We start from the raw sequence: 19,945 nt of genomic DNA, 5'->3' as shown, positions 1-19,945 counted from the left end.
ACAATTTTTTGTCTAAAACTTTATTATCGCCTAAAAATCCTAAATTTGAAATTTTATCTTCGGATTTAATCCCGATATAACTATTATTAAGTCTACTTTTATAATCCTTAAAAAGTGTTGATATTAATCTAGAATCAATGTCTAAATATTCGCTATAAGTTCTTAAAAATCCAACGGCCAAAACTTCGTTTGGGAAAATTTCAATATTAGAATCTTCAAGAGCTTTAAGATACTTAATAGAAATTTTAATATCATCAGCTACCATTTCAAGAGTCAAATTTTTACTATTTCTAACTTTTTTCAAATAACTCCCAAATTTAATAAAATCATTTTCTTCCATAGACTTAAACCTTAATTTTTTTTAATATCATATAAAAAATTATCTACCTTATTTGAAGATTTTGGAGGATCATATTTAAATTTGCTATCAAGAATTCCAACATTAAACTTTACAGAAGTTAAATCAATAATTATTTCGCGTCCGCCACTAGTAGGAAAAGCAGTAATTCTTCTAATTATTCCATCTGGAGCAAAAGCAATAATAAAAGAATTAATAGTAGCAGCCCCCTTGTAAAGCTTTCTAGAAAAGGTTAATTTAATGTATTTTCCAGGATCAGATGAATCGAGATCTTCTAAATTTGGAGAATTGGTATAAGATACGCTGTACTCACTATTTAAAACTTTCATAAGACCCCCTCCGCTATTACCCTTTGCTAATTGCTGATTAAAAGAAGTCCCAAGAGATGGAACATAAACTGTCAAAAATTCACCATCACTTACAAAAACTTGATTATTTGAATCTAAATTAATAATAAACTTGTCTGGAAACTTATAAAGCAAAATACCCGTTTGCTTTAATCCCTTTAAAGTAAAATTAATTGTTGCTTGCATGTCCTCTATGTTTTGATATTTAGAATAAATTCCTTCAAAATATTGATTTGCAGATATTTGAGCAAACACAGCAACGGGATACAAAACTAATAAAAGTATTGTTTTTATCATTTCATGAACTCTTATTATTATTAAGCTTAAGCTATTAACAAAACTACAGTCAAACTATTATCTATTGTCAATAAACTTTATTTCCATAATACTACATATCATGGAAATAAACTATTATTAATAGTAATAGTTTAATACATAAAATAAAAATTTAAAGCTTAGGTACAAAAACCTTGAAAGAATTAGGATTCAATAAAAATGTCTTTGAATTACGCTGAAATAAATACCTTAATTAAAGAAATTCCTTTCACAAACTCTTTAATAACAAAAATAATACAACCGGATTACAAAAGTTTGATTTTAGAGATTTACAATAAAATTGATAATAAAAAATTTAAAATATTAATTTCTTTAGATCCAAACACTACAAGATTGCACATAACAAACAAAAATTTCAAAAAGAATGCTTTAAAATTAAGATTTTCCGACTTCTTAAAATCAAAAATTCAAAATGGAAAAATTATAAAAGCTTTCCAAATGAAAAATGAAAGAATAATTTCTCTTGAAATTTTTAAAAAAGACCTAATTATCTTATTCATCAAATTGTGGCCATCCTCGCCAAATATCATAGCTACAAACTCAAACTTTAAAATACTAGATGCATATTACAGAAGGCCAAAAATAAAAGAAACATCGGGTGAAATCTTTTCAAAAGCTAAAGAAATACATGAAAGCAATAAAATATCTGATAAAAAAATCATGGGTCTGAAAAAAGACTACAATAATACTAGCTATACATCTTATTCTGAATTTCTTGAAAATTACTACGAATCACTTAACAATCAAATTAAAAAAACCAATATAAAAGAATTGCTTATTGAAAAATATAAAAAAGAGTTAATTGTTTTGGAAAAAAGAATAAATTCTTTAAAACAACAAATCAAACTGATTGAAAACATTGAAAACGAAAAGGAAAAAGGTGAGTTGATTTTATTAAATATTAATAAAATACAAAAAGGGATTAAAGAAATAAACCTCTTAAATTATAAAGAAGAAAAAATAAAAATACCCTTAAACCAATCATTATCACCAAAAGAAAATGCCTTGCAATATTTTAAAGCATATAAAAAGGGAAAAAATTCTTTTAAAACCATACAAAATCAATTAAAAGATAATCTAGACAAATTTAATTTAATTCAATCAAAAATAACAATGTTAAAAGTAAAAGATTTCATTCCCGAAGAAGAATATAATCAAGAAAAAACTGCCATTAAAGAAAAAGAAAAAACGCCAAAAATAGGCTTGCATTTTACCCATTGTGGATTTGAAATTCTTATTGGAAGAAACGCAAAAGAAAATGATGAACTTCTAAGACATTACGTTAAAGGAAATGACTATTGGCTTCATACAAGAGATTATCCCGGAGCTTATGTTTTTATTAAGAATCAAAAAAATAAAACTCCTAGCCTTGATGTACTTTTGGCTGCTGGTAATTTATGCGTATTTTACACAAAATTAGCAAAAAAATCGGGACAATCAGATCTTTACTACACTCAAGTCAAAAATTTAAGAAGGGTTAAAAATAAAAAACTAGGCCTTGTAATTCCAAAAGCAGAAAAAAATTTACATATTAAGCTAGATGAAAATCTAATAAAAAAATTAAAAAATCAAACTTAAACACTACTTATAGCAAAGCAAAGTTTTGAATTTTTTATAAAATATTGTTATTCAATGACAAAAAGCATAAAATTTATAAAAGTGGAGGAATAACTTTATGATTTCAAAGTTAACAAAAATTGTAGCAACAATATCTGATCTTAGATGCGAACCAGAACATGTAAAAGATTTATACGATGCAGGGGTAAATGTTATAAGGCTAAATACTGCTCATCAATCACACGAAGATACAATCAAAGTAATAAACAATGTGAGAAAAATTTCAAATAAAATAGCTTTAATGATTGACACAAAAGGACCAGAGGTTAGAACAGCAAATATTGAAAATCCTATTATTGTAAAAACTGGAGACAAAGTAATAATTTCAACTTCGCCTATTAATGAACCTAACAACTTTCAAACCAATTATGATGGCTTTGTCAAAGAAGTTCCCCAAGGATCTAAAGTGTTAATTGATGACGGTGAGCTTGAAATGACTGTTGTTACCAAATTGCCTGACCGATTAATTTGTGAAATTAAAAATGACGGCCAAATTAAAAATAAAAAATCAATTAACACCCCCGGAATTTCTCTTAAGCTACAATCAGTAACCGAAAAAGACAAAGGATTTATTGAGCTTGCAGCAAAATATAATATTGATTTTATTGCCCATTCGTTTGTAAGAAATTCCAAAGATATTCAAGATGTTCAAAAAATTTTAACTGACTCTGGAAATCCTGATGTAAAAATTATATCCAAAATAGAAAATCAAGAAGGAATTGACAACATAGAAGAAATTGCAAAAGCCTCTTACGGAATAATGGTTGCAAGAGGAGATATGGGGGTTGAAATTCCTGCAGAAGATGTACCCATTGCTCAACTTAAAATAACACAAACTTGCATAAAGTATGGAATACCCGTGATTACAGCAACTCAAATGCTTCATACAATGATTGAAAATCCAAGACCTACTAGAGCAGAAGTATCTGATATCGCTAACGCTATTTTAAACGGCACAGATGCAATTATGTTATCTGGAGAAACTGCCTACGGAAAATATCCAATTGAAGCTGTAAAAATGATGACAAGCATTGCTAAAAAAGTTGAAAAACACAGAAAAATGACCTTATATAAGGATGAACTCTTTTACGACAAAAGCATTACAAGAAACTATATTATCAAATGTGCAATTGATGCTACAAAACTTATGGACGTAAAAGCAATTATTGTAGATTCTCTAAGGGGTAAAACTGCAAGAATAATGGCAACTTATAGAGCAAGTGTTCCACTATTCATTACAACAAATAGCGAGAGACTAGCAAGAGAATTATCATTATCTTATGGGGTTTATTCTAATCTTGTAGACAATAATTTCAAAAGAACTACCGAATTTGTCGTAACTTCTCTTAAAATGTTAAAAGAACAAGGTATTGTTAATGACAAAGATACTGTAATAATTATTTCTGGCAATCCAAATAGAAATATTGAAAAAGGAACAGAATTTATGGAAATAAACACAGTAGAAGATGCAATCAAAGGACGGAATATATAAAACAAGCTAGAAGCTCCTTGGTTGAAAACATATTTTATTCAAATAATACAAACGACTTGTCATTTAAGTTGGAAGAAAAAAAAACTCACAAAGCCATCCTAACAGGTTATGGAAGCTATGAGTTTTTTTTAAAAAATGAATGTTTGTTTAAAAAAATAATATCAAATCAAACTAATAATGTATTTATAATCTCTGAAGCAAAAAGCGATTTTTTAATTAATATATCCAATCACAATGTGTGGAAAATTTTTAATAAAAATATTAAAGTAAACCTAAAGATATTAAAATTATTAAAAACTTTAAATTTTATTAATATAGACGATAAATTAATCGAAAATGATCATAAAATTGAAATTTTATTGAATTTTATTAGCAACATCAAGAAAAATATAAAAATAATTCCAATAATTTTTGGAAAAACTTGCAATAAACATTTAATGAAATTTTGCGAGTTCTTAAAACCTTTTATAATCAGAGAAGAAAACTCATTTATTTTGCTGTCCTGCTTTATTTCAAAATCTACAAATATAAAAAAAGCCTTAAAGCTTGAAGAAAATTTAAAGCATATCTTTCTTGAAGAAAAATTACCTAATCTTAATCTAATACTAGAAAACTATAAATCAAAAAAAATATTTCCAGAAAACATAAATGCAATCATGGCCATTTCAAGCCTTTTTAAACATTTTGAATTTACTGCCTCAAAAATAACATTTAACTCCTCAGAATACTTTATATCAAGCAGCATTCTAATGAAATAAAATTGTCAAAATTAAAATTTATAAAAAGTTTTCTATTCTTTTGCCGTTTTTCTTTAAAAAAGCATCAAGTCCTATCTTTGAAATACTTCTTAGCGCATTAGCAGAAACTTTAATATTAACACTTCTTCCAAGACTTGGAATAAAAAATTTTTTGTTTATTAAATTAACCTTAAAGGTTCTTTTGGTTTTTACTCCAATATGTTGTCCAGCCCCACCTTTTTTCTTGGCAAGCCCCTTCCTTGGAACATTATTCCCAAATATAGTTTTTTTTCCTGTTATCTCACACTTCCTAGCCATTTTAGCACTCCTTTAATTATGATTTTTTCTCCAAATATAAATCCATTAACTTTAAAAATAAAGCTAAACTACCTAAAATATTTTTCATTATACTTCCAAAGTTTAAATTGTTTCCATAGCTTTTAGCAAGATCCACATCAAGCTCTTTCCAATTATAAATCAGCTCTCTTTCCAAAGAAACTTTTGAATAGTCTGAAAGACAATCTTGCAAACGCTGCTCAATAGAATATATTTTAGAATAATATTCGCTTGATATAGCAAACGCCTTCTTATTAACATCTGCTATTATATTTAACAACAATTTCTCCGAAGATTTATCCCCCAAAGAAGCTCTATGCAACAATGCATTTATCCTATTGCCATAACCACCTTGCTCGCCCAAATTAGAATCAAAATCAATAAGACTTGCATAAATATTAATTAAAGCATGCATGTCATTAGACATTTCCCTTGAAAGCTCTATAAGCTTCCATTGTCCTTTAATAATAAGTAAATTAATAATATCATTAAGATCTTTTTTAACAAAATAAATAGTATATGTTCTCAAATAAACTAAAAGTTCGCAATAAATATAACCTGTGGTACTCATGATTTTAGATACAATCTTTTCATTCATTTTTTCATTATAATTATCCAAATTTAAAAAAGAGATTCCTGGAAAAAGCTGTTCGGCTAATATTTTAGATTTGCTACTTTTTTGCAAAACTTTAATCTTCTCAATTTCGGCAGCAACATGTTTGGTAAGATCATTAAAAAATATTCTTGCTATTGGATTAGGTTTTTGCCCAACAGAAATAGGAAAATAATCTGGATCCCCAATAACATATCTTATTAGATATAAAATTTCTTTATTTTTATTTATATCCAAAATAGAAGAAATAATCTTAATCCAGGCATTAGATTTAATAGGAAAATCTTCTTTATTCCCATAAATTTCTAAAATAATGTCATAAAGATTTTTCCAAATAGAAATATTCTTAATACAAGAAATACATTCTAAAAAATCTTTAAGATCATCTATAATAACTCCACAACCAATAACACTGAATCTAGGTCTATACACAAAATCATCTTCTGGAAGTAAATTGTCAAAATTTTTAAGAACCAAATGATATTGATATAAGACTAAATCAAAAAAATTATGCAAAGCCTGATAAGTTTCATCTATCAATTTAATTTGTTCTTGAGTTATGTTTTTAAACAAATAAGATAAATTGTTATGTAAATTTTTAGGAAGATCTGAAGCAAAATTTACGTTGTCGTTTGCAGAAAAAGAATAAATATAATCTAAAGACTTCTTCTGATTGTCATTTAAATATTTTTCAACAACAAAATGAACAATTTTATTAGAATTTTTATATCTTTGCGCAAATGGTCTTAAGGGAGAAAAAATTTTATAAAAATTATAAAGAAATCTAGAAAATTGAGGTAAGGCCTGAATTTTTGAAGCATTAAAAAAATTACTTACCCTGCTTAAACTAACTTTAACTTCTTTTAGCCTTTTTTGCTTTATTTGCTCAGAAGTAAGTTCTTTATTAATATTAAACATAGAAAGTATAAAATCAAATAAACTCAAATTCATCATCCCCCTAAAGCTCTTCAGCTGCCTTACTCTATTTTCCAATTAAACATGGAAATTAATATAACTATAAAAATTATACATAATTTATTGTAAAATAAAAGAAAAAACTTGAATAATTTTATGAGAATAAAAAATATAATACTAACAACAATTTTGTTAATAAACTCTAGTTGTTCAACAAATAAGAACATCGTTGTGCTAACTGACAATAAAACAATACCATTTTATATAAATCAATTTAATATAGAAAATAAACTAAATTTTATAATTAAATTTAGAAATAATATTGACCTGCAAACAATAGAAAAAGAAAACGCACAAATAATTATTTCTAAAAACATTGGTAATACAAATATTGTAAACCATTTTAAATCTATAAAAATCAATTATAATCCAGATTATCCCATCTTAAAACATATTTTTAAGCAATTTAACTACAAAATTATTCCATTGGGCTTTGACATTCCTATTTTAATCTATAAAAATACGCATCATATTAAAAAATACATAAACACTAAATATCTAAAAGAAGAATACGAAAATTTCATTAAAGAAGGAAAATTTTTTATATCACCTTATGTTTCTGAAAATTTATTTTATGTAATTTCTCAAATAAATAATGTGAGATTTTCTTTTGAAAAAAATAAATTAAATTATAATGAGAATCAAATTCTGAAAATGCTAGAATATTTCTCATCATTTTTAAATAAAAAACAAATGGATTTGCAAAAAGATTTCTTTAATAAATATGGCTACTTAAAGCTAAATAAAATACTGCTTAATAAAAAATCTCTTTTAATAGCGGGATTGAGCGATATAACCTTCTATAATAGCTTAAGCGAACAAGAGAAGGCACAAATAAAATTTTCATATTTAATAAACGATAACAATGAAATTGTTATCTCAAATCCAAATTTTATCGGTATTTTAGAAACATCGGCTTTAACTAAAAAATTTATCAACTGGATATTGGATAAAAAAACCCAAAAAATCCTAATTGGATTTAACAATAAATCCCCATCAAATATATGTTTTGGATTTGCCAATGGTTTTACTCCTTACAAAGGATTAAATTTAAAAATAAAAAATTCAATTGCTGGAATATCTCCTTTTATTATTGACGAAACTCAAATCAATAGCCATTCCTATGTATTAAGCAAAAAAACGATTGAAAAAGCAAACTTACTAATAAATGAATGGTTTTTTTCTAAAATTAATAATCTAAAAAAAAATAAAAATTAAATATGCCTTTCCTTGTAATTTACAGTAATTATTTTAAAAATAAGAAAAAACAATAATGCAGAAATAATAGCTAAAGATAAGTATACGCCATTAAAAACATATATAAGAAGAGAAATAAAAATAATTAGAAAATAATTTACAAAAAGACAAGCAATCCCTGAGAAAATAGCTATCATTAATGAAATTAGAAAAATCATAGCCTTGGAATTGAAGTTAAATTCTATTTTAGAGAACAAAGAAATGAAAAACGCTCCCATTAAAACTAACAAAATAGGAGAAATCAGTAAAACCAAACTTAAAGAAAAAATATTAATTAATTTCAAATTTAATATAGCAACCCTATGAAAAGCGCTTGACAAATTTTGAATTTTTAAAAAAAATCCAAACTCAGTAAAATTTGAAAATAAGGCTAAATTTTCTACATTCTCATTAATTTTGACAACCTCTAAAACATTTGTATCAAAACTATCTGTAGACACAAAGACTTTGGTAAGAGTAATTTCGCTCTGCTCATTGTCTTTATCTAAAACATTTTGATACACAAAATTACCTTTCAAAGTAGCAAATGGAATTTTAATATGCAAAATCACATTCCTTGTATTATTAAATCTAATAAGTTCAAAATTTTTTATTATTTTAGAATGATTATTAAAGGCGACAACTTTTTGCATATAAATATAATCATAAAAACCTTTCTTAGAATCTGATTGCAATAAAAATATATCGTTTATTCCGTAATATTCAAAATATTTTTCAATCTCATCAAAAAAAAGATATCTTTTTCTAAGCTTTTCAAGAGATTTATTTTTATAATTCAAAATTTCATTATCACTGGGCAATAACTTATGAAGATTTGAAAACCCGTAATAAGCTAATTTAAATTTTTCAGTATTAAGAAACAAAAAATTTTTTTGCTTTTCTTCGGAAATTAACTGCATTTTTTCTTTTTCAAAATTTCTGTTTTCATTAATAAACTTTAAAGTCAAATTTAAAAGCGCAACAAAATTATCATCTTTTGTTGCAACATAAGCAATATAAGCAAAGTAATTGGCTGTATAATAATCATTTTGAGAAATAAATCCATTGACAATATTAAAAAAATCTTGCTTTTTAAGACTTTGCAAAGGATATTGTGAAAAAGTTTTTTTAACCTTTTCTAAATCAACGTCATAACTTGGAATTTTACTATATTCAGATTTCACCAAATAATAATTTGTTAAAAGCTCTTCATTATTTACATAAATAATTCGCATTTTATCATATATTTTAATCAAATTTTCAAGATATTTTCTCTTTTGCTTCATTGAATTTATCAAATCAGAAGATAAAAAAAATCTATTTGAAGACAAACTTATATCTATATTTTTAATTTTAAGAGATATTTCATTTGCTTCACTCTCAAGAAGATTATATCTGTCGTAACTAAACTTATACTCATTTCTCTGAGCAATTATATAAGGCAAAATTAAATTAAATAGAAAAGTAAAAAAGAGTCCCATAATAAAAAATAATAGCAAAAATGCATAAAGCCTAGAAAATAAATATCCATTATACGACTTTAAATAAATCTTTATTTCTTGCCGAACAAAAAAAGCAAAGTAAATGCAAACAATAAATATAAAAAATCCAAAAAAATACTTATAAAAAAGCAAAATAGAATCAAAAAAAGTTGCTATTAATTTATGTTTTTCTAAAAAATTTTCTCCAAAAAAATATGAATAACTAAAGAGCAAACCTAGAAAAAAACACAGAAAAATAATAAAATTATTCAAAAATGCATATACTTCTTTTTTCATAAGCTTTAAGAATTAACTATCCTTATATAAATCATTATCTAAATCTTTGCTGATTTTAATATATTCCGAAACAAATCCAAATAAATAGGTAGAAAAAAAAGTTAAAACACAAAAAATAAAAGGAATAAAATCAGAGATCATACTCTTCCCTATTATTACATTGTAAATCCTGGGAAACTCAATCGAATAGACATTATAAATTTTTAAAAAAAGTATAATAAAAATAGGATAAAGGAATATTGCAAAACTATTTGAAAAAATAAGATTAAAAACATAATAAAACGAAAATAACAATAAAGAAATTCCCAATATATTAAAAATTAAATTCAAATAATTGAGTGAGAGTAGAAAATTATTTAAAATTTTTAAATCTCTGAAAAGAAAATCAACAAAATTATTATAAATCTTTTGCTCTAAAAAATTATTCTCAACAAAATCAATCTTACTAGAATTAGAAAGATTTGATTGGTAAGAAAAACCTTTATCCCCTTTTTCATTCTCTGAAACAATTAAAACCCCATTAAAACCATAAAATCCAGGCCTATTGCTAGAAAATATTATTTCATCATTTAAAAAATGCACAACCTCATCTTTAAGAATAAAATTATCATTTCTATTGCTATTAATATAGTAAGAATGAAAACTATAACTAACTAAAAATCCCAAATAAGAAAACAATAAAATAAGAACAAAGATAATACAATTAAAATGGAAAGACTCTCTAGACGACTTTAAAACTATCCCATAAAAAGGACAAGATATTCTCATAAAAGTAACAACAAGGGACAAAGGAAAAGAATAAATATAGGCATTGTAATAAAGACAATAGCTTAAAATAGAAAAATTAAAATACAAAAACTTATATTTTAAATAAAATGTACATATGAACATTAAAGAAAAAAGGCAAAATATTAAGATAAACCTGCAAATTATCAAAAAGATCAATCTTAAAGAATCAAACACAGCAAATCCTCCCCTCGAAAATTGAAAAAACTTTAAGCCTTTTTATTGTCGACCAAAATATTTTTAATCTTCTTCTTAGCCTCTTCAAAGCTAATTTGCAAAGCTAAGCTAATCTCGTGCTCCAATATTAACTCAAAATCATTTAAAATCCTTTTTTCATAAAAAGGAAGTTCTTTTTGAGTAGATTTTTTATATAAAAATTTATATAACTTTGCTGTATCTAAAATATCGCTTTTTTTATAAAATTCATGACCACCATCTTTTATTTTTTTTGAATCTATTTGACCTTCAAACTCTTTAATAACATCAAAAACTTCTTCTACCTTTTCCCTGCTAACCAAAGCTCTAATTCCAAAATCATCAACCTTAGCAACGGGAACCATAAAAATCATATCATTAAATGGAAAATGTATTTCATAATAATCAATAATCTCCCCATTAAACTCTTTAGTCCTAATATCCTTAATCGTACCTACTCCATGCATTGGATAAACTACTGATTGATTTAGCAAAAATGCCATACTTACCTCATAAAATATAGATAGTTAAAATTTAAAAGCTCATAAAAAAACGCTTAGATTGGTTCTAATATAAAATTTATTTTCATAAAATAAATTTTCAAGATATCTATCATTACAAAAGCTTATTATTACACTGGGAGTAAGTTTATTAATATTTGCAAAAAACATTTCTTTATTTCTCTTTACAGCTTTTAAATCATAATACCCAATAAAACTAATTTCTTTATGAGATTCTTTCAATCTTAAAAATTTTTTCTTTGAAATCACTTTATCTTTGTCAATAATATAACATGTTTTATGGGCATTTTCTAGTATTTCCATTAAAATAAGAATAACTGTATTTGAATCATAACAGTCAATATTAACTCTTTTAAAAATCCTACAAAAAAATCTTACAATCTTAGAATTTAAAAAAACAAGAGAAGAATTTTTAATGTGATTTCTAAACTTTTTAAAAATCAAAGCCTTTAAAAAAGCTTTAAGCCCAATAAAAATTACTATTGAATGATAAGGATGCCCCGAAAGGTAGACAAATCTGCTTACAAGCTTGCTGCGACTATCAAAAACATCTATAGGCACACCTAAAAAATAAAATCTGTCTGGTTTTGAATATATGTCTTTTAAATTAGCCATTATAATCCTCTAATAATGCCTTAAAATAAGCAAGCGAATAAATAATAGCCGTATCTGCTCGTAAAATGGAAGTGTTAAACCTTACAAAATTAAAGCCCTTCTCCTTAAAAAAAACAATTTCTGACTCCGAAAAGCATCCTTCCGGGCCTATTATAATTCCAATTTTGCCAAAATTGTCAAAACTTTCATTCTTGCTTAAAATCATTCCGCTTGGATGAGCAACATAATATCTTGTAGTGCAAAAAGAATAAGGTAAATGAAAAAAATTATTATAAAAATTAATTTTCGGAACAATTTTATTACCACTTTGCTTTAAGGCCGCATCTATTATTTTTGAAAATCTTAAAATTTTGGCAGATGCATTGCTTATATCCATTTTAGATACAGAACGGTCCGCATTAACAATATTAATTTCTGAAACTCCAATCTCAACAACCTGTCTTAATACCAAGTCTATTTTTTTGCCCTTTAAAGTAGAAATAAAAATACTTATCTCAAAATTATTTTTTTCAATTTTATATATTTTATTGGTAGTAAACCTAATAAAATTACTACCAATCTTTACTATTTCTGAGACCCTTAATTCCTTATCTTTTAAAAGAATGTTCAGCTTATCACCCTTTTTAAGTCGTCTTACATTAACAAGATGATGATATATTTTTATATCTTTAACAATAATAAAATCGCCTAATAAACAATTCTCATCCAAAACAATTTGCTTCACAATTTAATTACCTAATTTAGACAAATATTCACAAGCTGTTTTTAAAGCCTTGTCATAATGTAGATTATAAATCGGCAATTCTTTATTATTGTCTTGATAGTAATTAAAAAACACATACTTGCCTAAAAATTCTTTATCGATTTTATATTTTGGATTTTCTTTGACAAGATTTTCAACAAAAAAATCAATCTCCTGTTCTGTAATGGATTTTTTACCCTTCAAAAAGCCTTCTATCAGCTTTTTATCAAAAATTTCTTTATATATTAATGCTTCCTCCTCAGAAAAATCTGGGGATTTTATTTCCAAATCGGGCTCAATTCCAACCTTATGAATACTCTTTCCAGATGGAGTATAATACTTTGAGCTTGTAATTTTAAATCCACCAGTATAAAAAGGAACTACATGCTGAATAAGCCCCTTGCCATAAGACCTTTCACCTATAATGTAGGCTCTCTTATTATCTTTTAAGGCTCCTACAAAAACCTCTGATGCTGAGGCTGAAGATCTGTCTATTAAAGCAACAATTTTTATATCAGGAGGTAAAACTTGTTTTGAACTTGCCTTATAATCAATAGGCTTGCTAGAATTTCTTGATTTTGTGGAAACAATAATTCCTTTAGATAAAATATCATCCGCCATTTTTATAGCTGCCTGAAAATATCCTCCAGTATTAAGTCTTAAATCTAAAATTAAAGATTTAATATTTTTATTTTTAAGATTATCTAAAGCTTTTCTAAAATCTACAGAGGTGTGTGGATTAAAGCTTACTATTCTTATATAACCAATATCTGAATTAATAACATCATACTTGATTGTTTGTATTTCTATCTTCTCTCTTGTAAGTTCAAAATCCAATGTTAAATTTTTTCCTCTAAGAATAGATACTTTAACTTTTGTGCCTTCTTTACCTTTTAAAAGATCAACAACTTGATCTACCTCCATAGAATATACACTCTTGCCATCAACAGCGGTAATACAATCTCCAGATTTAATTCCAGCCTTATAAGCTGGACCTCCTTCAAAAGGCGTAACAATAGAAACACACGCGCTATTAGGATCAAGATCTTTTATCTTGTCTTGCTTATCTTGGGAATGCATTTTTTTTATTATAGAAATTCCAATGCCAACATAATCTCCTACTGTTGTTTTTGAAATTTCTTCTAAATCTTTTTTTGTCAAATATTGAGAATAAGGATCGCCCAAGGCTTGAAATATTCCTTTTAAAGCCCCTTCAAAAATTACTTCATCGCTTACAGGATCAACATAATTTTCCTTTACAAATTCAAAAGCTTGAATCATCATCTGCTCATAATTTGATCTTGATAACTTATTATTAGATTCATCAAAAGCAAAAATAGATTCAACAATTACTAAAGAGCTTATACCCAGAGTCAATAGAAAATATACACATATTAAAAATTTATTTTTCATTTATTCATTCCTAATGCAAAAATTAAAACTTGATTTTATTTCCATAATATAATATTTTAAAACTATGTTAAACTCACATCCTAAAAAAACACACCACCTTTACAGAGCAGGACTTGTTTTTTTACAAATTACTGAAAGCTTTTTAATCTTAGTCTTATTATACCAAGCCATTAATAAATTAATTTTTATTAATAACTATTCCATAAAGTTTATGCTAACATTTATCTTATACTCACCTGAATTTTTCATGGCCAATTTAACAATCTATTACTTTGTCTACGAAAAATTCAAAATTCTTCACAGCACTATAGTAATAACTAAACTATTTCAAATAATATTAACATTATTACTGTTCATCTTGGGATTTACTTTTAAAATATACGTCTACCAAACCTCTCTGATCATACTTTTAGGAATTACAGTAGTTTACCTAGTATTTAACGTAACAATATTAGCACTAATTAAAGCAAAAATAAAAAAATCGGAGTAAAGTTTGATTATTATTCCTGTAGCCAGTGGTAAGGGGGGCGTTGGCAAATCCCTTTTTTCAGCAAACATAGCAATTTGCCTGGCAAACGAAGGAAAAAGCGTATTACTTGTTGATCTTGACCTTGGAGCATCTAATTTGCATTCAATGTTAAACATTACGCCCAAAAAAAGTATAGGAACATTTTTAAAAACAAAGATTAATTTTTCAGACATTATTATTCAATCTGGAATTAAAAATCTCAACTTCATTGCAGGAGATTCTGACATTCCAGAACTTGCTAATATCGCTGCTTCTCAAAAAAAAATCATAATAAAAAATTTAAAATCTTTAAAATATGATTACTTAGTGATTGATCTTGGAGCAGGAACAGCTTTTAATATCATAGACTTTTTTCTAATGTCAAAAAGAGGAGTAATAGTAACAACTCCAACAGTAACAGCTACAATGAATGCATATTTATTTCTTAAAAATATAATATTTAGACTGTTATCAAGCATGTTTAAAAGAGGAACAAAAGGAAATGAAATTCTCAGAGCAATAAAACAAAATTCAATCGATCTTCAAAGAGTTTATATACCTAATTTGCTGCTAAAACTTGAAAACGAAGATCCTGAAAATTATTCTAAATTTAACAAATTGTTTAAGACAATTAGTCCTTTCATGATATTTAATATGCTAAAAGCTCCCAAAGACATTGAAAAAACCGAAAAAATAATAAAATCCGCAAAAAACTATTTAAGCATAAATTTACAAAGCATTGGAGCAATCTATAAAGATGAAATGGTTGATCAAGCTTTAAACAATAAAATACCCATCACTATATACAAACCTGCAAGCCCAACTTCTAAAAGTATAAAAAAAATTGCAAAAAAATTAATCGAAATTGAAGATTTAACAAATGATGCCGAGCTTTTAAACGAAGAAGATTTAAATGAAAGTTATGATTTTGTACTAAGAGAAGCTCAAGAAGAATATATTGAAAAAATTGAATACCTTGAATCTTTGATCAAAAACAAAACAATAGAAAGTAGTGAAATTATTGATATAATAAAAACTCAGAAAAGAGAAATCGAAACCTTAAGAAAGCAAAATATGTTATTTAAAAAAAAGCTTTTTGAAAAGCTTGAAAAGGCTAAGGAGGTCTAATGCCAAATTACATAAATTATCCAAGTTGGTTACATCCTGAAGTGATTCAAGGCATACCAATTACATGGTATAGCCTATCTTATATTTTAATTATACTAATCTCTTATAAGTTTATTTGGTATCAAATACAATCAGATAATGTTGATATAAAAAAAGAAAACTATGAAACATTTATGTTCTCACTTGTGCTTGGAGCAATTTTAGGAGGCAGATTGGCATCTACCTTGGTTTACGACAAATCAGGAATTTATTATTCTAATCCTTGGCTAATACTTTTGCCATTCGACCAACATTGGAACTTTACGGGCTTTAGAGGCATGGCCATCCATGGGGGTTTTCTAGGGGCAATAATTGCTCCTCTAATCACAATAAATACAAAGCTTAAAAATACAAATGTTCAAAAATATTTTCTAAAACTAACAGACTATGGATCAATAGCTTTTTCTTCTGGCTATATACTTGGAAGACTTGCTAATTTCGCAAATGCAGAACTTTATGGAAGAGTAATGAAAGGAGGAATAATATTCCCTAATGCAGAACCATTTGACACAAATATACCGGGTGTAAAAGAATTTGCATCATCAGTAGGACTTGAAATTTCGCCTCATGACCTGCTAATCAACCTTCCAAGAATACCCTCTCAACTTATTGAAGGATTTTTCGAAGGGCCTGTAACTTTTTTGTTGCTATGGTTTTTATTTAGAAAAATAAAAAAATATGATGGATTTATTTTTGGTGTATATGTAATGCTTTACGCTTTTTTCAGATTCTTTATTGAATATTTAAGAGAGCCAGACAAAGAACTTGGATTTATAATAACCTACAAACCAATTAAAAGTCTGTCTGAATTTTATTTTTTAAACATATCAATGGGACAAATTCTCTCACTAGCGCTGATGCTCTCAGGTTTAATCTGGATAATAGTCACTAAAAAAATTGCAGATAAAAAAATAAAAAATAACACCAACTTGGCATACAAAAATTAAAATAAGAGCAAGCCAATAAAATGAATAAAGTTAATAATTATCAAAATATAAATTCAGTTATAATCTCTAAAAAAGAAGTTGATCTTAGAGATCTCGTAAAGCTTAAATCTATTTTCAACTTAATTCAAATCGTAAAATCTGAAAAAGCTTTATATAACGAGTATTTAAAACAAAATAATATTAAATTCGCTATTATTTATAATTATGAAAAACCAATAGATTTTTCAATAAACATTGCAAACGAATTAAAAAATGCAAACAAAATCCATTCTATTATAATTAGCAACGAAAAATTTGATGAAGAATATTTAAAACTTAATCACATAGAAATAATAAAAGATATAAACGAATTGGAATATAAGCAAAGCTTAATACATCAAAAAAAAATATTTTGCGACAATAAAAACACAACTCTGGATTTCTTTTTAAATTTATCAGAACTTATAAAAGAAATAGTAATCATCACAAACAACAAAAATGAAATTATTTATATCAATGAAAAAGGTAGTAAAAATCTTAATCTTCCAATGAAAACCTCTGGAAATATTATCAAAGTAACCGACATAGACATCAGAGATTGGGAAAAGTTAGAAAAAATAAATTTAAGTTACCACACAAATTCTATTCCTGAATTTAAAAATATATTAATAACCGATTGTCTTTTAACTTTAAAAAATAATAAAAAACTACATGTAGATATATTTATTAGCACAATCGCTCAAAACAATATCGATAAATTAATAACAATTAAAGAAATATCAAACCCTAATAAAATAGAAAACTATAAATACCTAGAAATTATTGATTCGCAAGACGAGATGCAAAATGCCAAAGAAATTGAAAAATTATTAGTAAATCATATGGATATTTACAAAAAAAAAAGAATATATTTGCTTAATTTAGACATATCCCTAACAGCAGAATATGAATACAAAGAGGATCAAGAAAAGCTTAATATGAAAATGCTTAAAATAATGTATTCAAAAATAATGTCATTATACTCTGAATATATTTTTAAACTAAAACACAACAATTTAATAGTAATCATATGCACAAGTGGCGGCGAAAAGCAAATAATCTCAATTGCCAAAAAAATCAAAAAAACAATTACGCTGGCATTTAAAAAAGAAGATATTATTATATTCAAATTCAATATTGGAATAATAGAGGTAAATTTAAAAGAAAACTTAGAATTCAAAATTCCTAAATTAATGATGGCTACAAAAATATCATCGGAATACAACGAATCTAATCCCACCATATACAAAGAAGAACTACCAGAAGCAGTGATTTTAAAAAATCAAAACAAAATCTTTCAATATATACTCAAAGCAATAAAAAATGATTTTTTTACTCTTTATTATCAAAAAATCAATCCTCTTAAAAAGAACTTAAAGCCTAAAATAGAAATCTTAACAAGACTTTTTGACCACATGGGCAAACCAATTCCAAACAATCAAATTTTTAACTTAATAGATAAGTATAATTTAACTGTTGAGGTTGATACATTGGTAGTTACAAAGGCTTTAAGAGAATACAAAAGCTTTGTATCAAAAAATGGAATTCACATTTTCTCAATTAACATATCTCCTTATTCACTAAAATCCCAAAACTTTAGAATCTTTTTAAGAGATACTTTATTGAAAAGTCAAATCCCGCTTCAAAATATATGCTTGGAAATAACAGAAACTGGAATTCTTGAAAACTTTGAGATAATAAACAAATATTTTCAAGAATTAAAAAGTTTTGGAATTAAACTAGCACTTGATGACTTTGGAAGCGGACATACATCACTCTCATATATTAAAACACTACCAATAGACTTACTTAAAATAGACGGATCTTTCATAAAAGCAATAAACTCTAGTGAAATAGACTTTGTAATAATAAAATCTATTAAAAAAATAGCAGATACAAAAAACATAAAAATTATTGCCGAATTTGTGTATAATGAAGAAATATTAAAAAAAATAATTGAACTAGAAATAGATTATGGGCAAGGATTTTTATGGCACAAACCAGAACCAATATAAATTCTAAAAAAGTGAAATCTAAAAATATACTTATGGCTAAATTTTATTAAATTTCAACAAAAATTATTTTACATTGGAAAAGGAATAAAATTAATGGGAAAAAAATAGCATTAATAGCACACGATAAAAAAAAGGAAGATTTGATAAATTTTGTCAAACAAAACTATCACTTCTTGTCCAAATTTAAGCTTATTGCAACAGGAACAACGGGATCTAAAATCCAGCAAGCTACCGATCTTGCAATTATTAAATGTAAATCAGACCCTATGGGGGGGAGGAGACCAGCAAATTGGAGCTGAAGTAGCTGAAGGAAATATCTTGGCTATATTTTTCTTTAGGGATCCCCTAACAAGCCAGCCTCACGAACCAGATGTGTCAGCTCTTATCAGACTTTGCGATGTACATAAAATACCGCTTGCAACCAACATAAAAACAGCAGAGATTTTAATAAAAGGACTTGAAAGCTTGATTTTATAGACTTAAATCTAAATCAAAGCCTATAAAAATCAAAAATATAAATTAATTCGTTAGCATAGGTGAAATTTTTTCAACACCGTCGATAATATAATTAACAGCTTCAAGGAAAGTCTTGGCATCTAAATTATTCTCATCAACTATAATTTCCAATTTTGAATTTTTAATATTAAGATCTTTAAAAGTGCCAATAAGATCACTTTTAGCGCCATGTAAATTACTATTTATAATCTTTTTAAAGTCAGGGGTAATCCCAACAAAAATAAAGGCTTCTTTTCCAAAAATATTAATTGGAACTTCTCCCGCATAAATATTGTCATAAAAATAAACTATTAGCTTTGCATTCTCTTTTGAGGGTATTGTTTGAAAATATCCATCTACTTCAGAAAAATAAAAAATCTTTATATTTTCTCCTAAACTTTTTCGATCTTTTTTTGAATGAACTACTCCCATAGCATGAAAAACATGCCCAATAGTATGTTCATCAATTTTAGAATCATCAAGCTTAGAAGAGCTCTCTGTTTCTTGCTCTTCAACATATTCATTTGAGCTATCTTTTGAAGTACAAGCAATTATTAAAAAAAATAAAAACAATGGCAGATAGTCTTTTAAAAAACCATTTTTATACATAAAAATTCTCCCTTATAATTTATTAATTATATTAAAATTAAAAGTAAGTTTACAATAAATAATTTATTTTGTACACACTTTAAAAACAA

19 protein-coding genes and 1 pseudogene are annotated in these 19,945 nt (G+C 26.0%); 9 read left to right on the top strand and 11 right to left on the bottom strand.

Features of this window, described 5'->3' with window-relative positions; genetic code table 11:
* Together LRB30_RS04730 and LRB30_RS04725 are read right to left on the bottom strand one after the other, a co-directional pair.
* A partial coding sequence (locus LRB30_RS04730; RefSeq protein WP_231019871.1) for a helix-turn-helix domain-containing protein occupies positions 1-340 on the bottom strand: 340 nt, incomplete at its 3' end.
* A gap of 11 nt (positions 341-351) precedes the next feature.
* Positions 352-1,002 carry a LolA family protein gene (locus LRB30_RS04725; RefSeq protein WP_231014649.1) on the bottom strand — a complete coding sequence of 217 codons (651 nt, stop codon included), beginning with the start codon at positions 1,000-1,002 and terminating at the stop codon, positions 352-354.
* A gap of 198 nt (positions 1,003-1,200) precedes the next feature.
* Here LRB30_RS04725 and LRB30_RS04720 point away from each other — a divergent pair, with 198 nt between their 5' ends.
* The 3 genes from LRB30_RS04720 to amrB all read left to right on the top strand — a co-directional run bounded on the left by LRB30_RS04720 (position 1,201) and on the right by amrB (position 4,908).
* Positions 1,201-2,619, top strand: a complete 1,419-nt coding sequence (locus LRB30_RS04720) for an NFACT RNA binding domain-containing protein (RefSeq protein ID WP_231014648.1) — start codon at positions 1,201-1,203, stop codon at positions 2,617-2,619.
* A gap of 97 nt (positions 2,620-2,716) precedes the next feature.
* The gene (gene pyk, locus LRB30_RS04715) at positions 2,717-4,150 is read left to right on the top strand and encodes a pyruvate kinase (RefSeq protein WP_231019869.1); all 1,434 of its coding nucleotides are present in this window, start codon (positions 2,717-2,719) and stop codon (positions 4,148-4,150) included.
* A 17-nt stretch (positions 4,151-4,167) separates the two neighbouring features.
* The gene (gene amrB, locus LRB30_RS04710) at positions 4,168-4,908 is read left to right on the top strand and encodes an AmmeMemoRadiSam system protein B (RefSeq protein WP_231019867.1); all 741 of its coding nucleotides are present in this window, start codon (positions 4,168-4,170) and stop codon (positions 4,906-4,908) included.
* 18 nt (positions 4,909-4,926) lie between these two features.
* On the opposite strand, the gene rpmB is transcribed toward amrB, so the two are convergent.
* Both rpmB and LRB30_RS04700 read right to left on the bottom strand, forming a co-directional pair.
* Complete coding sequence (rpmB, locus tag LRB30_RS04705; protein WP_231014722.1) at positions 4,927-5,205, bottom strand: 50S ribosomal protein L28; 279 nt, start codon at positions 5,203-5,205, stop codon at positions 4,927-4,929.
* 16 nt (positions 5,206-5,221) lie between these two features.
* On the bottom strand, positions 5,222-6,787 hold the full coding sequence (locus LRB30_RS04700; protein ID WP_231019865.1) for a hypothetical protein: 1,566 nt from the start codon (positions 6,785-6,787) through the stop codon (positions 5,222-5,224).
* A gap of 108 nt (positions 6,788-6,895) precedes the next feature.
* Here LRB30_RS04700 and LRB30_RS04695 point away from each other — a divergent pair, with 108 nt between their 5' ends.
* Positions 6,896-8,029, top strand: coding sequence for an ABC transporter substrate-binding protein (locus LRB30_RS04695; protein ID WP_231019862.1), 1,134 nt, complete (start codon positions 6,896-6,898; stop codon positions 8,027-8,029).
* On the opposite strand, the gene LRB30_RS04690 is transcribed toward LRB30_RS04695, so the two are convergent.
* From LRB30_RS04690 to LRB30_RS04665, 6 genes are read right to left on the bottom strand one after another with little or no spacing between them, the layout of a single operon-like run.
* Positions 8,026-9,825, bottom strand: coding sequence for a chloride channel protein (locus LRB30_RS04690; protein ID WP_231019859.1), 1,800 nt, complete (start codon positions 9,823-9,825; stop codon positions 8,026-8,028). The two genes, LRB30_RS04695 and LRB30_RS04690, sit on opposite strands and share 4 nt — an antisense overlap.
* Positions 9,826-9,837: 12 nt before the next feature.
* Entirely contained in the window at positions 9,838-10,788 is a 951-nt protein-coding gene (locus LRB30_RS04685; protein ID WP_231019857.1) for a hypothetical protein, read from the bottom strand.
* 32 nt (positions 10,789-10,820) lie between these two features.
* Positions 10,821-11,309, bottom strand: coding sequence for a CarD family transcriptional regulator (locus tag LRB30_RS04680; RefSeq protein ID WP_002656642.1), 489 nt, complete (start codon positions 11,307-11,309; stop codon positions 10,821-10,823).
* A gap of 39 nt (positions 11,310-11,348) precedes the next feature.
* Entirely contained in the window at positions 11,349-11,942 is a 594-nt protein-coding gene (locus LRB30_RS04675; protein ID WP_231019855.1) for a hypothetical protein, read from the bottom strand.
* Positions 11,935-12,666 carry a 16S rRNA (uracil(1498)-N(3))-methyltransferase gene (locus LRB30_RS04670; RefSeq protein ID WP_231019851.1) on the bottom strand — a complete coding sequence of 244 codons (732 nt, stop codon included), beginning with the start codon at positions 12,664-12,666 and terminating at the stop codon, positions 11,935-11,937. Before LRB30_RS04670 ends, LRB30_RS04675 begins: the two co-directional genes overlap by 8 nt.
* Before the next feature lie 3 nt (positions 12,667-12,669).
* Complete coding sequence (locus LRB30_RS04665) at positions 12,670-14,097, bottom strand: S41 family peptidase (RefSeq protein ID WP_231014160.1); 1,428 nt, start codon at positions 14,095-14,097, stop codon at positions 12,670-12,672.
* A 64-nt stretch (positions 14,098-14,161) separates the two neighbouring features.
* Between LRB30_RS04665 and LRB30_RS05935 the strand changes: the two genes are divergently transcribed.
* The 5 genes and pseudogenes from LRB30_RS05935 to mgsA all read left to right on the top strand — a co-directional run bounded on the left by LRB30_RS05935 (position 14,162) and on the right by mgsA (position 19,229).
* The gene (locus LRB30_RS05935; RefSeq protein WP_337924832.1) at positions 14,162-14,587 is read left to right on the top strand and encodes a hypothetical protein; all 426 of its coding nucleotides are present in this window, start codon (positions 14,162-14,164) and stop codon (positions 14,585-14,587) included.
* Between the two features lie 3 nt (positions 14,588-14,590).
* Positions 14,591-15,733, top strand: coding sequence for a MinD/ParA family protein (locus tag LRB30_RS04660; RefSeq protein ID WP_231019848.1), 1,143 nt, complete (start codon positions 14,591-14,593; stop codon positions 15,731-15,733).
* Positions 15,733-16,719 (top strand): prolipoprotein diacylglyceryl transferase, encoded by a 987-nt coding sequence (gene lgt / locus LRB30_RS04655; protein ID WP_231019846.1) that lies wholly within the window; start codon positions 15,733-15,735, stop codon positions 16,717-16,719. The genes LRB30_RS04660 and lgt overlap by 1 nt, the downstream gene beginning before the upstream one ends.
* 20 nt (positions 16,720-16,739) lie before the next feature.
* Positions 16,740-18,752, top strand: a complete 2,013-nt coding sequence (pdeA, locus tag LRB30_RS04650) for a cyclic di-GMP phosphodiesterase PdeA (protein ID WP_231014163.1) — start codon at positions 16,740-16,742, stop codon at positions 18,750-18,752.
* An 89-nt stretch (positions 18,753-18,841) separates the two neighbouring features.
* Positions 18,842-19,229: pseudogene (mgsA, locus tag LRB30_RS04645) on the top strand (methylglyoxal synthase).
* Between the two features lie 42 nt (positions 19,230-19,271).
* Here mgsA and p22 read toward each other — a convergent pair.
* Positions 19,272-19,856: a lipoprotein P22 gene (gene p22 / locus LRB30_RS04640; protein ID WP_231019844.1), complete on the bottom strand. Its 585-nt coding sequence runs from the start codon at positions 19,854-19,856 to the stop codon at positions 19,272-19,274.
* Between the last annotated feature and the right edge of the window lie 89 nt (positions 19,857-19,945).

The sequence above is a fragment of the Borreliella americana genome, from assembly GCF_021043605.1.
Lineage (GTDB): Bacteria > Spirochaetota > Spirochaetia > Borreliales > Borreliaceae > Borreliella > Borreliella americana.
The sequence above is the reverse complement of the archived record's forward strand: the minus strand, read 5'-3'. Positions and strand labels throughout refer to the sequence as shown.

Coding starts and splice junctions, on each gene's coding strand:
- LRB30_RS04725 (WP_231014649.1), bottom strand. CDS start 1,002: ATGATAAAAACAATACTTTTATTAGTTTTGTATCCCGTTGCTGTGTTT.
- LRB30_RS04680 (WP_002656642.1), bottom strand. CDS start 11,309: ATGGCATTTTTGCTAAATCAATCAGTAGTTTATCCAATGCATGGAGTA.
- pdeA (WP_231014163.1), top strand. CDS start 16,740: ATGAATAAAGTTAATAATTATCAAAATATAAATTCAGTTATAATCTCT.
- LRB30_RS05935 (WP_337924832.1), top strand. CDS start 14,162: ATGTTAAACTCACATCCTAAAAAAACACACCACCTTTACAGAGCAGGA.
- LRB30_RS04700 (WP_231019865.1), bottom strand. CDS start 6,787: ATGAATTTGAGTTTATTTGATTTTATACTTTCTATGTTTAATATTAAT.
- LRB30_RS04720 (WP_231014648.1), top strand. CDS start 1,201: ATGTCTTTGAATTACGCTGAAATAAATACCTTAATTAAAGAAATTCCT.
- LRB30_RS04675 (WP_231019855.1), bottom strand. CDS start 11,942: ATGGCTAATTTAAAAGACATATATTCAAAACCAGACAGATTTTATTTT.
- p22 (WP_231019844.1), bottom strand. CDS start 19,856: ATGTATAAAAATGGTTTTTTAAAAGACTATCTGCCATTGTTTTTATTT.
- rpmB (WP_231014722.1), bottom strand. CDS start 5,205: ATGGCTAGGAAGTGTGAGATAACAGGAAAAAAAACTATATTTGGGAAT.
- LRB30_RS04665 (WP_231014160.1), bottom strand. CDS start 14,097: ATGAAAAATAAATTTTTAATATGTGTATATTTTCTATTGACTCTGGGT.
- lgt (WP_231019846.1), top strand. CDS start 15,733: ATGCCAAATTACATAAATTATCCAAGTTGGTTACATCCTGAAGTGATT.
- pyk (WP_231019869.1), top strand. CDS start 2,717: ATGATTTCAAAGTTAACAAAAATTGTAGCAACAATATCTGATCTTAGA.
- LRB30_RS04690 (WP_231019859.1), bottom strand. CDS start 9,825: ATGAAAAAAGAAGTATATGCATTTTTGAATAATTTTATTATTTTTCTG.